This is a genomic window from Flexivirga aerilata (assembly GCF_013002715.1).
Lineage (GTDB): Bacteria > Actinomycetota > Actinomycetes > Actinomycetales > Dermatophilaceae > Flexivirga > Flexivirga aerilata.
In genome coordinates this window covers 1,903,742-1,917,511 of record NZ_JABENB010000001.1, presented here as the reverse complement: position 1 = coordinate 1,917,511, position 13,770 = coordinate 1,903,742, and the positions used below count along the sequence as shown (strand labels likewise).

The window sequence follows — 13,770 nt, the reverse complement described above, 5'->3', positions numbered from 1 at the left end:
TCTTCAGTCTAGGGCGTGGGCCAGGTCACGGACCGCGCCGGCCGCGGCGGTCTCGGGCAGCTGGGCGTAGCCGAGCAGCAGGCCGTTGGGCCGATGTTCCACCCCGTATGACGAGAGCGCCGCAGTCGCCACCCCGCGCCGGCGCAGGCGCTCGACCACCTCGACGTCGTCGCGGCCGCCGGCCCAGCGCACGGTGAGGTGCATGCCGCTGTCCGCGCCGGTGATCCGCAGGTCGGGCAGCTGCTCGGTCAGGGCGGCGACCAGGCGCTGCCGGCGGGCGGCATAGGTGCGTTGGGTGCGGGCCAAATGCTTTGCCATTGCTCCGGATTGGATGAAGTGTGCCAGTGCGCCGGAGGTGATCCGGCAGACATCCGCACGGCGCTCGGCGGCCGCGCGGCGCACGTCGTCGGTGAGCCGCGCGGGCGTGACGGCCCAGGCGAGCCGCAGATGCGGAGTGAGGGTCTTGGAGGCGGTCCCGACATACACGACCTGGTCGGCGGCGCCGGACATCGCGCGCAACGGTCCGAGCGGTGGCGCGTCGTGGCGGAACTCGCCGTCGAAGTCGTCCTCGATCACCACACCGTGGTGTGTCCGGGCCCAGCGCAGCAGGTCGTGGCGGCGCTCGACCGGCATCCGGCCGCCCAGCGGATATTGGTGAGCCGGTGTCACATAGACGAGTTGGTGGGCGTCTCGCAGTCGGTCGACGCGCAGCCCGTCGTCGTCGACATCGAGCAGATCAAGGCGAGCAACATTGTCCTGCAGTGGTTTTCGTGCCCACCGATAACCCGGGTCCTCCATCGCCGCACGGCGCGGGGTGACCGCATCGACGACCGCGGTGATCGCGGCCGTGACACCGGGGAAGATCACGATGTCCGCCGCGTCGGCGACGACGCCGCGCACCTGTCGGAGGTGGTCGCGCAGCGCGTGCGAGAGAACCTCGTGCTCGTTGGGGCGATACCAGTCGAGGTCCGGCACCCGTCGGCTCGACTCGCGCCAGGCCTGTCGCCAGGCGCGCTCGTCGATCAGGGAGGTGTCCGGCGCCCCGGGCATCAGGTTGAGCCGCGGGCGACGCGCTTGCCGTCGATCGGCCGGCCGAGCCGAGGACGGGCGCGCCCCGCGCAGGCCGGGCGACGCGGTGACGCTGCGCGCGGCCTCGCGACCGGCGGCGACGACCACGCCGGAACCCGCCCTCGCCGTCACGTAGCCGCCGGCACCGAGCAGCTCGTAGGCGCGGACCACCCTCGATCGGGGTATGCCGGAGTCGAGCGCCACGGCGCGCGTCGACGGCAGCGGGTCGCCGACGCTCAACCGGCCGGCAGCGATCAGGCGCACGACATGTTCGGCAACTGCTTCTGCGGAGGCGCCGGCATCGGTCGGCAGGTGGAGCGTGTCGGGGCGACGGTTCCGCGGCATGAGCGCACCATACTGGTCTTCGCAATCAACTGATTCTGGTCCGAGATGGTTGACCAGTATCTGCTCTGATCGCCGTATGACGATGCCGACTCCCCTGCGACCGGTCACGCTCACCGGCACACTCGTGCGCCTCGCGCCGCTCTCGCCCGACCACCACGACGGCCTGGTCGAGGCGATCCGCGACGGTGACGTGTGGGACCGGTGGTACACCTCGGTGCCGCGGCCGGAGGACATGGGCGCCGAGATCGAGCGTCGCCTCGAGTTGCAGGCGAGGGGCGAGATGCTGCCGTTCACCGCGATCCGCCAGTCCGACGACCGGGTCATCGGGATGACCACCTTCTACGACATCGACCCGGAGGTGCCACGGCTCGAGATCGGCTACACCTGGAACGCCGCGTCCGCGCACGGCACCGGCACCAACCCCGAGTCGAAGCTGCTGCTCCTCACGCACGCATTCGACGAACTCGGCTGCGAATGCGTTGGATTGCGCACCCAGTGGGTCAACACGCAGTCCCGGGAGGCGATTGCCCGGCTCGGCGCCAAGCAGGACGGCGTCCTGCGCAGCAACAAGCGGCACCGCAACGGAGCGCTTCTCGACGCGGTGTTGTTCTCGATCCTGCGGCACGAGTGGCCGACGGTCCGCGCCAACCTCGAGCACCGTCTGCGGCACCGGGTCTGACGGGCGCACCCGCCACGACCGACGCCGCCCGCGAGCGGCCACCGCGCCGTTGCGACGACGGTCGCCCGCGAGAGCGCGCGAAATCGCGTTGCCGGTGTCGGTGGGTCGCAGCACGATGAGGTCATGACCTCACGCGCTGCCAACTTCTGCATCGACGCCGCCGACCCCTACGCCCAGACGCTCTGGTGGAGCAAGGTGCTGGGCGACTACCACCTCGAGACCGACGACCCGCCGCAGCCGGGTGACGACGAGGCCGGGCTCGCCGGGCCGAACGACACCTACCTGTTGTTCCTCAAGGTGCCCGAGGGCAAGACGGTCAAGAACCGGATGCACGTCTGTCTGCGCCCGACCGACCGCACCCGCGACGAGGAGGTCGACCGCATCCTCGCTCTCGGCGCGACCATGTATGACGATCGTCGCCGGCCCGACAGCGGCTGGGCGGTGCTGGCCGATCCGGAAGGCAACGAGTTCTGCGTCCTGATGTCGGACGCCGAGGTCGCCGACCGCGAACGCGCCCAGGGCGACCAGCCCGGCTGATCGACAGGCCCACCTACGCATCGAGAGGCACACGTATTCGTGTGCCTCTCGATGCGTAACTGGGCCGCTCGATCCACGAGGGCTCGATTGTGGGCCGACCAGTCGCGGGTCAGTCGCGGGTCAGGCGCCGGTGGGTGACCCGGTGCGGGCGGGCGGCCTCGACACCGAGGCGCTCGACCTTGTTCTCCTCGTAGGCGGCGAAGTTGCCCTCGAACCAATACCAGTTGGCCGAGTTCTCGTCGGTGCCCTCGTAGGCCAGGATGTGGGTCGCGACCCGGTCGAGGAACCACCGGTCGTGGCTGATGACCACGGCGCAGCCCGGGAAGTCGAGCAGCGCGTTCTCCAGCGAGCCGAGGGTCTCGACGTCGAGGTCGTTGGTCGGCTCGTCGAGCAGCAGCAGGTTGCCGCCCTGCTTGAGGGTCAGCGCCAGGTTGAGGCGGTTGCGCTCACCACCGGAGAGCACGCCGGCCTTCTTCTGCTGGTCCGGCCCCTTGAAGCCGAACTGCGAAACGTAGGCGCGAGAGGGGATTTCGACCTGACCGACCTGGATGTGGTCCAGACCGTCGGAGACGACCTCCCAGAGCGTCTTGTTCTCGTCGAGGCCGCCGCGGCCCTGGTCGACATACGAGATGTTGACGGTGTCGCCGACCTTGACCTCGCCGCCGTCCGGCTCCTCAAGCCCGACGATGGTCTTGAACAGCGTGGTCTTGCCGACGCCGTTGGGGCCGATGACGCCGACGATGCCGTTGCGCGGCAGGGTGAACGACAGGTTGTCGATCAGCACCCGGTCGCCGAAGCCCTTGCGCAGGTCCTTGACCTCGATGACCTGCGCTCCGAGCCGCGGGCCCGGCGGGATCTGGATCTCCTCGAAGTCCAGCTTGCGGGTGCGCTCGGCCTCGGCCGCCATCTCCTCGTAGCGGGCCAGGCGGGCCTTGCTCTTGGTCTGTCGCGCCTTGGCGTTGGACCGCACCCACTCCAGCTCGGACTTCAGGCGCTTGGCGAGCTTGGCGTCCTTCTTGCCCTGGACCTGCAGTCGCTCCTGCTTCTTCTCCAGGTAGGTGGAGTAGTTGCCCTCGTAGGGGTAGAGCCGGCCGCGGTCGACCTCGCAGATCCAGCCGGCGACGTGGTCGAGGAAGTAGCGGTCGTGGGTCACGGCCAGCACGGCGCCGGGGTAGGACGCGAGGTGCTGCTCGAGCCAGTTGACCGACTCGGCGTCGAGGTGGTTGGTCGGCTCGTCGAGCAGCAGCAGGTCCGGCTTGGACAGCAGCAGCTTGCAGAGCGCCACGCGGCGGCGCTCACCACCGGACAGCACGCTGACGTCGGCGTCGCCGGGCGGGCACTGCAGCGCGTCCATCGCCTGCTCGAGCTGGGAGTCGAGGTCCCAGGCGTCGGCGGCGTCGATCTTCTCCTGCAGCGTGCCCATCTCGGCCATCAGGGCGTCGAAGTCGGCGTCCGGCTGCGCCATCTCCTCGGAGATCTGGTTGAAGCGGTCGAGGTCGGCCTTGATCTGCCCGAGGCCCTCCTCGACGTTGCCGCGCACGTCCTTCTCCTCGTTGAGCGGCGGCTCCTGCTGCAGGATGCCGACGCTGTAGCCGGGCGACAGCCGGGCCTCGCCGTTGGACGGCTGGTCCAGGCCGGCCATGATCTTCAGGATCGTGGACTTGCCGGCACCGTTGGGGCCCACGACGCCGATCTTGGCGCCGGGATAGAAGGACATGCTGACGTCGTCGAGGATGAGCTTGTCGCCGACCGCCTTGCGCGCCTTGGTCATGGTGTAGATGAACTCGGGCATGACCGTCAGGCTATCGGGGCCGGGCCACGCCCCCGAAATCGCGCCCGGCGGACGCGCTGCCGGTGAGCGCGCCCGTCAACTGGCCTGCTGCTCCACCCGCGCCTGGTCGTCCTGCGCCGTCGTGCCCGAATCGGCGAAATCGCCTGTCCCGTCGACGGATTGCTGCAGGGCGCTCGCCTCGTCGGTGGCGAAGTCCGGTGCCGGCCCGGACGAGACTGACACACCCGTCTGCCAGCCCGGTGCCGCCTGCCGGACGGCGGCGGCCTGCTCACCGGGTGCGCCCTGCGACCACACGTCGCTCGAGTCGGACTGCGGCCGGTCGGACCGCTGGTCGCCCCAGCCGGACGCCTCCTCGGCATGCGTCCTTACCCGCTGGAAGGTGGCGATGCCCCATTTCAGGTCGGGGCCGACGTTGTGCGCGTCGATCTCGATCGTCTCGCGCGGCTCCCCGCTCGAGGTCTGCCAGCGGTTGATCCGCTGGAAGCCGGTGACGATCACCGCGGCACCGGAGTGCAACGACTTGTGCACGTGCTCGCCGAGGGTCCGGAACGCCCGCACGTTGTAGAACGAGCTGGGGCCGTCGACATACGCCTGGGTCTTCTTGTCGTACCAGCGCTCGTTGACCGCGACCCGGAAGGTGGTGAAGTCGCCGGTGCGCCCGCTGCGGCGCTCGGGGTCGGCGACCAGGTTGCCGTGGATGGTGACGGTGGTTTCGTTCATGACGGGTCCTTTGCATCGGTGCGGCGACCGGGCGGTCACCTGCCCCAACACTCGACCCGCCGCCGGTCCCGGTGACAGCACCGATCGGTCCGACTGTGGACGACCGCGCCGCCGGGCCGGGGATGTGGACGCCGGCTCAGGCCGCGGCCGACTCCAGCGCCTCGCGGGTATGACGGTGCTCGCGCAGCACCCGGGCCACCGGTTCGTGGATCTGCTCCGCCGCAACCCCGGCCACCGCCTTGCGCAACCGCCGGTCGGCGTGCGCCGCGCGCCGCCGCGCCCCACGAGCGGCGAACCACCGCGACAACAGCGCCAGCAGCAGCCCGGCGAGCACGCCGCCCACCACCAGCCACAACGGGATCGGGATGCCGATCCAGGTCGGCGCGGACACGTGGATCTGACCGAAGCCGAGCGCGGCGAGCAGCACCAGCCACAGCACCCCGACGATGACGGCGGCCGCGAAGATCCACTGCAGCACCGACACCACCGTCCACCAGATCGGCGTGCGCTCCCGCAGCTGGGTGCCGAGCACCGCCTGGTCGAGTGCGTCGTGCAGGTGCCGGTCGCTGGGCGTCGCGGCGTCCTGCACGGCATCGGCCCACGGAGCGGGAAGCCCCTCGGAAGCCGCCTGGCCGACCTTGCGGGTCGCCAGGTCGACCGCCGCACGGGCGGCCGGCGTGGGAGGCGGCATGGAGGACCGGCCGAGCGCCCGCTTGGCCTCGCTGCGCGTCATACCGCCGACCTTGTCCAGGCCGAGCCGGCGCAACGGCGCGGGCCGCAACTGGTGCACCCAGCGGGTGAACGGCCATCCGCCGTGCCGCACCGACTGCATCCGGTAGTCGCGTTCGACCGCGCTCACGACGGCGGGCACGCCGGCTGCGCGGGCGAGCGCTTCGTTCAGTTTGGCGTCGTCCGAGCGGTGCAGCGCCGGCTCATCCGGTGCGACGCCGGCGAGCAGTGTGCGCGCCTGACCGCGCAGGTCGGCGAGCAGCCGCTGCTCGGCCGCGTTGCGCTCCTGCACGATCGCCGCGATCGTGCCCGCGACGTCGTCGACGCCGATGCCCCGGGCGGCCGAGGTCGGGATGATGGTCGCGTCGGCCAGACCGTCGGCGGCGAGCAGCCGGTGCAGGTCGTCGACGCACGCCGCGACCTGGGGCCGGGTGAGCCGGTCGATCTGGTTGAGCACCACGAGGGTGACGGTGTTGTGGCCGGCCAGCCGCTTGAGGTAGTCGTCGTGCAGGACGGCGTCGGCATACTTCTGCGGGTCGGTGACCCAGATGAAGACGTCGGCGAGCCCGATGACCCGGTCGGCCTCGGCGCGGTGCGCGGCCACCCGCGAGTCGAAGTCGGGCAGGTCGAGCAGGACGAGGCCGTCGAGCGACTCGGCGCGACGCGCCGTCGGCGGCACCTGGTGGCGCGCGCCGACCTTGAGCCAGTCGAGCAGTTCGCCGCTCGGTTCGTCGCCCCAGATCGCGGCACTGGGCACGGAGGTCGTCGGACGGCGAGCGCCGATGCGCGAAACAGGTTCTGCCACAAGGGCGTTGAACAGGCTCGACTTGCCGCTGCCGGTCGCCCCGGCGAGCACGACGACCGTGCGCGAGCCCGCGATCGAGGTGCGCGAGTCGACCTTGCGCAGCAGCTCCTCGGTCTGCGCGACCTGGTCCGCGGGCAGCCGCCCGGCGCCGCTGCGCAATGCTTCGGCGAGGGCCTCGCCGCGGGAGGTCAGCTCGGCGCGGGACACCGCCCTGTCGGCGGTGGCCGTGTCGTCGCGGCGGAAGAAGTTGCTCATCGGGGTCCCCGCAAAGTATCGGAGCGAGGCACGAGCGGAGAACTTTGGGGGGTGATCATCGTGACGCCTGTACGTCGGAGATGGCACGCGTGAGCGCTGCCGGCGATTCGCCGGCGGGCGCTGCCTGCTCGAGCACGTCCTCGAATCGGGCGCGCTCGGCGCCATACAGCTCGTCGGTGAGCTCGAGGAGCCGGGTGCGCGCGCGGGCGGCGAGCGAGCGGACCGCCTGATCGCCGAAGACCGCTTCGAGCAGCCGCTGGGCGAGGATCGCCGATCCCCCGGCGATGCCGATCTCGGCGCCGGTGAGGCCGGCGGTGGCGGAGAAGACCACGAGCATCAGCAGCACCGAGATGCCGTTGACGCCGAAAGCGAGGAAACGCGCGGTGGTGCGTTTGCCGCCGGCCTCGTCGCGGACCATCTCCATCACGTCGTCCTGCCAGACACGGACGAGCTTCTCGGAGCGAGCGATGAAATCGGTTGACACCTCTGCAAGTTCGGCATGCGACCCGATGATCGGGGCTCCTCCGGGCAGGCTGCGCCAGGCCCGGCTGACGGTGATTGCGGCGGTCTCGCCGTGCGCCTGCAGCAGGGCCGCGACACCGCTCTGCAGGGCCTCACCGAGGTCGTTCGCGGGCTGCTGCCGACCGCGGCCGCGCAGCACGGAGACCACCCGGTCCCGCATGCGCCCGACCCCGGCCTCCAGCTGCCGGAAGAGCTCGCCGGTGCCGACGAACTCCTGCCACCGGGCCAGCACCTCGCCGCGCAACAGGGACCCGTCGCGCATGCCCTCCTCGACGCCGGCTCGCGCCGACGCGTAGCCGTCGAGTGCGGCGGTGTGCAGCGCGCCGCGTGCGTCGGTCTGCTCCTGCGCGGCGTTGCCGAGCGCCCGTGCCCGGCCGTCGAGTGAGTCGAGCGCTCCCTGCAGGGTGCGTCGTATGACGATGCTGCGCGCGTGAGCGTCGGCCGCGAGCGAGCGCAGCCAGCCGTTGATCCGCTCGACCTCGTTCGGCGGGAGCAGTCCGTCCTCGGTGAGCGACGACTCCGCGATCGCGAACACCGGCGACTGGCCGAGCCCCTGCTCCATCAACATCCCGGCGAGGTCGGCGCGCACCTCCTCCATCGCGTCGAGCGGCACCCGGTCGAGGACGACCGCGACGGACGTGCCGCGGCGTATCGCCTGCTGCAGTAGGTCCCAGGGGACGGCGTCGGCATAGCGGACCGCGGTGGTGACGAACATCCACAGGTCGGCGGCGGACAGCAGCTGCCGGGCCAGGTCGCGGTTGGCGGACACCACGGAGTCGATGTCGGGCGCGTCGAGCAGTGCGAGGCCCTGGGGCACGCCGGTGCTCGCCACGAGCCGCAGCGTGTTGGGGTCGCCGGTCTCCGGTGCGGCGCCGGTGAGCCGGGCGAGGCCGGGCAGCACCCGGGTGCCGGTGAACCACCGCTCGTCGGCGGGGTTGTGGATCAGCGTCGACGCGCGGGTGGTCGGGCGCAGCACGCCGCTGCGGGTGACGACCGTGCCGACCAGCGAGTTGACCAGGGTGGACTTTCCGGCCCCGGTCGAGCCACCGACGACGGTCAGCAGCGGTGCGTCGAGTGCGGTGACCCGCGGGATGATGTAGTCGTCGAGCTGGGCGAGGAGTTCGGCGCGCTCACGCCGGGCCTGGTCGACCGCGGGCAGGTCGAGCGGGAGCGCCGTCGCGTCGACGCCACGACGCAGCGATTGCAGCGCGGTGAGTAGGCGTTCGCCCTCGACGTCGTGGGACACAGGGCACAGCATTTCGTGTCAGCGCCCCCGACTCAACTTGGCACTCCGGCGAGGCAGCCGCGAAACGGCGGGCCGCTGCACCGGCAGCAGCGACCCGATCAGTCGCCTCCGCACCCATCGCCGGGAGATCGTGTTGCCCGAAGCACCCCCGGCAGGACTCGAACCTGCGACCAAGTCATTAGAAGTGACACGCTCTATCCAGCTGAGCTACGGGGGCAAACGCCCCTCAGTGTAGGAGGCGCAAGTGTGGAGCCACACCGTTGGAGCACCTGGTCGCGGGTGACCCGGCGCCCGTCGATGTATGTCGTCAGATCGGGGCGTCCCGTCATACCGGCTGCTCCCCGCCGCGGGTGATCCCGCTGTCGTCGTAGTAGCGGTAGAGCGCCGTGCCGAGGAACTGTGCGCGACGCCGGCCGACCAGCTGCAGCAGCTCGTGCTCGGCCTGCACCGTCTTGGGGTCGGTCTGGCCGCGGTCGAGCCGGGCGCGGATCATCGCGAGTTCGCTGCCGGCCTCCTGGAATTCGCGCATCTCGCGCTGCGCCCGCTTGCCGCCGTGCCGCTCGGCCCAGGCGACCGCGTAGCGCCGCTCCTTCACCGACGCGAGCATCGTCACCTCCTGCGGGGACAACAGCCCGGGACCGACGTAGCGGCCGAGTTCGACCGCGATCGTCCGGGCCTCGTGCCGCCGCGCGAGCACGATCAGCGCGAGGAAGCCGAGGAAGAGCGGCAGTTGGAGCGCGATGTAGAAGATCAGCCAGCCGTTCTGGGAGAGGACCGCGCCGAGGTTCCAGACGGTGTGCAACGCGACCGCACAGCACCAGCCGACCACTGGTGCGACGAACCGCAGCCACCGGTGCGGGGTCGTGGCGGCGATGCCGATCCCGATGCCGGTGCAGATCGTGAACATCGGGTGCGCGAACGGGCTCATCAGCACGCGCACGATGAAGGTGGCGACCAGTCCCTTGTCGCCCGAATCGGCATATCCCGCAGCGAGATACACGATGTCCTCGACCGCGGCGAACCCCGCGGCGGTCAGGCCGGCGTAGACCATCCCGTCGACGACGCCGTCGATCTCCCGCCGCCGCAGCAGCAGGAGGATCAACGGGCCGAGGCCCTTCATCGACTCCTCCACGACCGGCGCAACCCACACCGCGACGCCGGGTTGCTGGTCGCGCAACGGGTCGATCAGGTAGGAGCCGACGTCGTTGAGGATCGCCGCGCCCAGGGTCGCGATGCACGCGCCCCACAGGAACGCGAAGACAAGCATCCACGGTGGTTCGCGCTCGAAACGGTCCAGCCAGAGAAACACCGGCACGACGACGCCGACGACGATCAGCGACAGGACGAAGCCCAAAACCGTTGCCGTGACGCCCGATTGGATGCCGATCAGGGTGAGCATCGCCACACCGCCGAAGCCGAACACGAGAGCGCCGAGTGCGCCATACAGCCATTTGCGCAGCAGCGGGCGACGGTCCGCTCGGGGCTGCATGGTCGGCATCACCACGGCACTGTATGACGGCAGCCGCGGGCCTGCACGGTGCTCCGCATCGCGAACAAACCCCTACAGTGAGCGGGTGAGTGAGGACAAGGCACGCAGCGACCGCATCGTCTGGATCGACTGTGAGATGACCGGGTTGAGCCTGACCGACGACGCGCTGATCGAGGTCGCCGCGCTGGTCACCGACTTCGACCTGAACCAGCTGGGCGACGGCGTCGACGTGATCATCAAACCGTCCGACGGGGCGCTGGAGCAGATGAACGACTTCGTGCGCGACATGCACACCAAAAGCGGTCTGCTGGAAGAGCTTTCACACGGCGTCACGATGGAGGAGGCGCAGCAGCAGGTGCTGGACTACATCCGGGAGTTCGCCCCGGACGAGGGCCGCTGGCCGCTCGGCGGCAACACCGTCGCCACCGATCGCGGCTTCCTGGCCCGCGACATGCCGGAGCTCGAGGCGCACCTGCACTACCGCATCATCGACGTCTCCTCCATCAAGGAGCTGTCCCGCCGCTGGTTCCCGCGTGCCTACTTCAACGCCCCGGAGAAGAACGGCGGCCACCGGGCGCTCGCCGACATCCGGGAGTCCATCGAGGAGCTGCGCTACTACCGCGAGGCGGTCTTCGTGCCGCCGCCCGGCCCGGATTCGAAGCAGGCCAAGAAGATCGCCGAGAAGTACAGCGGCGAGTAGACCGCCGCCACGTCCCCGCCCCGGTGGTGGTCACGACCACCCCTTCGGAGCAGGTACGATAGTCGGCGTTGCCTCCCGCCAGAGGCAGCCATGGTGGGTGTAGCTCAGCTGGTAGAGCGTCGCGTTGTGGTCGCGGATGTCGCGGGTTCAAGCCCCGTCACTCACCCCGGGATGAGGCCCGGTCGTCGTCGGACGGCCGGGCCTTTTCGTCATCCCGCCCGCAGCTCCACGAGCGCGAAACCGACCGCCTGCGTCGGCATCGGCGCCCGGCAGGTGAGTTTCGCCTCCGGCAGCTGGTGGGCCTGCAGTTCGACCTCGATCCGCGGCGGCAGCGGCGGCGCACAGGCCAGCAGGACCCGCCACCGCTCCCCCGCACGCACGGCCTTCTCCACCCGTATGGCGTGCCGGCCCGCGGGACCGAAGCGACGCAGCACCTCGATCACCGCCACCTGGGCCGGCGGGTTCAGGTCGGCATACCCGCGCAGGTGGGAGGCGGACACCCGCCCGTGCAGCAGGTCGCGGACGACCTCGACCGCCTCGGCCGGCTCGACCTCGCCGAAGTAGACGCCGGACGGCAGCACCAGCAGGTTCGCCGCAAACCGGTCACCGCCGACATGGCTGCATTCCCAGGTGTTTTCGGGCCACACCTCGGTGAGCGCTGCCGCCACCGGCCGCCCTCGGATCGCGCAACACGCGTCGTGCACACCGTGTGTGCAGACCAGGAAGACCGGCGGCAGGTCGGTGCGTCCCGGTGCCTCGGTCCCCGGCACGATCTGCAGCAGGTCCTCGTCGGTGGTCCACGTGCCCCACTGCTGGCTGTGGTTGCCGGCGGCGTCGTAGCGCAGCACGGCCCAGCGCAGCGGCACGCCCGCCGCCCGGCGCCCGTAGCGCCGGATCAGCAACACCCGCGCGCCGATTCGCTGCGCCGCGTGCCGGACCGGCTGCACGATCGAGGGGTCGATCGGCAACTCCGCGAAGCCGCCGAACGGCCACGGCCCGTGGTGCTCGATCAGCACCCAACCGTGCGCCGGGGCCGCCGTGCCGGCCTGGTCGTCACCCCGCAGGCGGGCCTGGACGGCACACCTGAAGTCCCCGCTCTGCGTCACGGCCGGGCGGGTATGGCGATGCCGGCGCGCAGCACGCGACGGGCGAAGTCCAGTCCGAGCTCGTCGGCGACCAAAACCCCTCCGGCAAGCAGCAATTCGGCCGCCGCCACATCGTCGGCGGGCAGGTCGAGCCAGCCGACCCGGGTGTGCAGCCGGGTGCCGTCGAGGCGTGGCGCGAGATTGCCGCGCAGCCGCAGCGCCGTCTGCGGGGTCAATGCGTCGAGGGCCGCGAGCTGCGCCAGCGGACCGAGCGCGGCCGGACGCGCCTGCGTGCGGCGGGTACGCCGGAAGGCCGGCTCGGGGTCGGCCTGCTCGACGGCGGCCGTGAGCGCCTTGCGCACCTGGTCGACGACCTCGTCGGTGCCGTCCACCCCGAGCGGCAGCGACGCCCGCAGGTCCGGCTCCTGCCGCAACCGGGCGAGCGCGTCCTGCGCGAGCTGCTCGGCGACGGCATAGCGGGTCCAGTTGTGGATGCCGAGGGTGAGGTGGATCGAGACCGCCCCCTGCGCCTGCGCGGCGTGCAGCCAGCCGCGCGGCAGGTAGAGGCAGTCCCCGGGCCCGAGCACGGTGTCGATCACCGGCTCCCCCGCCGCGGCGTCGGCGACCGCCTCGCGGCGATCGGTCCACGGCTGGTCGCGCAGCGGGTCGGGGTGCACCGGCTCGTGGATGATCCAGCGCTTGCTGCCCTCGATCTGCAGCACGAAGACGTCGTGGACGTCGTAGTGATCGTCGAAGCCGCGATTCTGCGGCGGCGTGACGTAGGCATTGGCCTGCACCGGGTGGCCGAGCTCGGTGCCGAGCCGGGCGGTGAAGTCGGTGATCGGCGCCCAGGTGCGATGCAGCGCTTGCAGCACGATCGTCGCCCCGTCGGCGAACTGCCGCCAGATCGCGGTGTCGTCCAGCTGGTCGGTGATCGTCGCGCCGACACCGGCGCCGGCGGTGAAACTGCGCTCGGGCAGCGTGGATCCGTCCTTGGCCATCCGCAGGAACGGCGTGCGCAGACCGCGCTCGGAGAGCAGTTGGTCGACCGCGCCGGCCGAGAAGAGATCGGAGTAGTCGTCGGCGCCGCGGGTGAGCAGGGCCCGGGACCCCCAGTGCTCGTCGGCGAAGGTCGGCAGAGGTATGTCGATGAGGCGAGCCGACGCGACCCCGGCGCCTGCAGTGGCGCCGGGGTCGCGAAGGTCAGAGCGCGAAATGCTCAATTGTTGTAGCCGGAGCCACCACCGGCGCCACCGTCGGCACCGCCATCGGCGCCACCGTCCTGGCCGGTCGAACCGGCAGCTCCACCGTCGGCCGGGCCCTCACCGGAGCCACCGCCCGCGCCACCGTCGGCACCGCCATCGGCGCCACCGTCCTGGCCGGTCGAACCGGCAGCTCCGCCATCGGCCGGGCCCTCACCGGAGCCACCGCCCGCGCCACCGTCGGCACCGCCATCGGCGCCACCGTCCTGGCCGGTCGAACCGGCAGCTCCACCGTCGGCCGGGCCCTCACCGGAGCCACCGCCCGCGCCACCGTCGGCGCCGCCGTCCTGCACACCCTGCTGGCCCGAGGCGCCGCCGTCAGCGGGGCCCTCCGAGCCACCGAAGCCACCGGAACCGCCGGTGTTGCTGTCCTGGCCGCCGGAGAGGTTGTCGTTACCCCCGGTCGAGTCTTCCTGCCCGAACGAGTCCTGCGTGGAATCAGTCATGCGTCCTCCTGCGAATCTCGTGGTCCACCAGGGACCTGTTGGGTGCACTGCGGGCTGTCCGCCCGCCGGGCGCGGCCGATGCCGACGCCA

General features: G+C 71.1%; 12 protein-coding genes and 2 tRNA genes. 4 read left to right on the top strand and 10 right to left on the bottom strand.

All coding sequences use genetic code 11. The features are described 5' to 3' along the window. Positions 1–3: 3 nt before the first annotated feature. The gene (gene pdxR / locus HJ588_RS09125; RefSeq protein WP_171154186.1) at positions 4–1,413 is read right to left on the bottom strand and encodes a MocR-like pyridoxine biosynthesis transcription factor PdxR; all 1,410 of its coding nucleotides are present in this window, start codon (positions 1,411–1,413) and stop codon (positions 4–6) included. Between the two features lie 76 nt (positions 1,414–1,489). Here pdxR and HJ588_RS09120 point away from each other — a divergent pair, with 76 nt between their 5' ends. After that, positions 1,490–2,092, top strand: coding sequence for a GNAT family N-acetyltransferase (locus tag HJ588_RS09120; protein ID WP_171154184.1), 603 nt, complete (start codon positions 1,490–1,492; stop codon positions 2,090–2,092). Positions 2,093–2,215: 123 nt separating this feature from the next. After that, on the top strand, positions 2,216–2,629 hold the full coding sequence (locus HJ588_RS09115) for a VOC family protein (RefSeq protein ID WP_171154182.1): 414 nt from the start codon (positions 2,216–2,218) through the stop codon (positions 2,627–2,629). Positions 2,630–2,738: 109 nt separating this feature from the next. On the opposite strand, the gene ettA is transcribed toward HJ588_RS09115, so the two are convergent. The 6 genes from ettA to HJ588_RS09085 all read right to left on the bottom strand — a co-directional run bounded on the left by ettA (position 2,739) and on the right by HJ588_RS09085 (position 10,196). Further along, complete coding sequence (gene ettA / locus HJ588_RS09110; protein ID WP_171154180.1) at positions 2,739–4,421, bottom strand: energy-dependent translational throttle protein EttA; 1,683 nt, start codon at positions 4,419–4,421, stop codon at positions 2,739–2,741. A gap of 75 nt (positions 4,422–4,496) precedes the next feature. Beyond that, a complete protein-coding gene (locus HJ588_RS09105) occupies positions 4,497–5,141 on the bottom strand; it encodes a single-stranded DNA-binding protein (protein ID WP_171154177.1) in 645 nt (214 codons plus the stop codon). A gap of 136 nt (positions 5,142–5,277) precedes the next feature. Further along, a complete protein-coding gene (locus tag HJ588_RS09100) occupies positions 5,278–6,930 on the bottom strand; it encodes a GTPase (RefSeq protein ID WP_171154176.1) in 1,653 nt (550 codons plus the stop codon). Positions 6,931–6,985: 55 nt separating this feature from the next. Then, positions 6,986–8,698, bottom strand: coding sequence for an ABC transporter (locus HJ588_RS09095; RefSeq protein ID WP_171154174.1), 1,713 nt, complete (start codon positions 8,696–8,698; stop codon positions 6,986–6,988). Positions 8,699–8,841: 143 nt separating this feature from the next. Next, a tRNA-Arg gene (locus HJ588_RS09090) sits at positions 8,842–8,915 on the bottom strand. Between the two features lie 108 nt (positions 8,916–9,023). After that, positions 9,024–10,196, bottom strand: a complete 1,173-nt coding sequence (locus HJ588_RS09085; RefSeq protein WP_171154172.1) for a PrsW family intramembrane metalloprotease — start codon at positions 10,194–10,196, stop codon at positions 9,024–9,026. Between the two features lie 76 nt (positions 10,197–10,272). Here HJ588_RS09085 and orn point away from each other — a divergent pair, with 76 nt between their 5' ends. Both orn and HJ588_RS09075 read left to right on the top strand, forming a co-directional pair. Continuing rightward, complete coding sequence (gene orn, locus HJ588_RS09080; RefSeq protein ID WP_343036644.1) at positions 10,273–10,887, top strand: oligoribonuclease; 615 nt, start codon at positions 10,273–10,275, stop codon at positions 10,885–10,887. 93 nt (positions 10,888–10,980) lie between these two features. Continuing rightward, positions 10,981–11,053: transfer RNA gene (locus HJ588_RS09075), tRNA-His, on the top strand. A gap of 43 nt (positions 11,054–11,096) precedes the next feature. Here HJ588_RS09075 and HJ588_RS09070 read toward each other — a convergent pair. The 3 genes from HJ588_RS09070 to HJ588_RS09060 are packed head-to-tail and all read right to left on the bottom strand — an operon-like array spanning position 11,097 to position 13,680. Beyond that, a complete protein-coding gene (locus tag HJ588_RS09070) occupies positions 11,097–11,993 on the bottom strand; it encodes a sucrase ferredoxin (RefSeq protein WP_171154168.1) in 897 nt (298 codons plus the stop codon). Continuing rightward, positions 11,990–13,195, bottom strand: a complete 1,206-nt coding sequence (locus HJ588_RS09065; protein ID WP_171154166.1) for a cupin domain-containing protein — start codon at positions 13,193–13,195, stop codon at positions 11,990–11,992. Before HJ588_RS09065 ends, HJ588_RS09070 begins: the two co-directional genes overlap by 4 nt. After that, positions 13,192–13,680: a BatC protein gene (locus HJ588_RS09060; RefSeq protein ID WP_246241786.1), complete on the bottom strand. Its 489-nt coding sequence runs from the start codon at positions 13,678–13,680 to the stop codon at positions 13,192–13,194. Before HJ588_RS09060 ends, HJ588_RS09065 begins: the two co-directional genes overlap by 4 nt. Positions 13,681–13,770 lie beyond the last annotated feature (90 nt).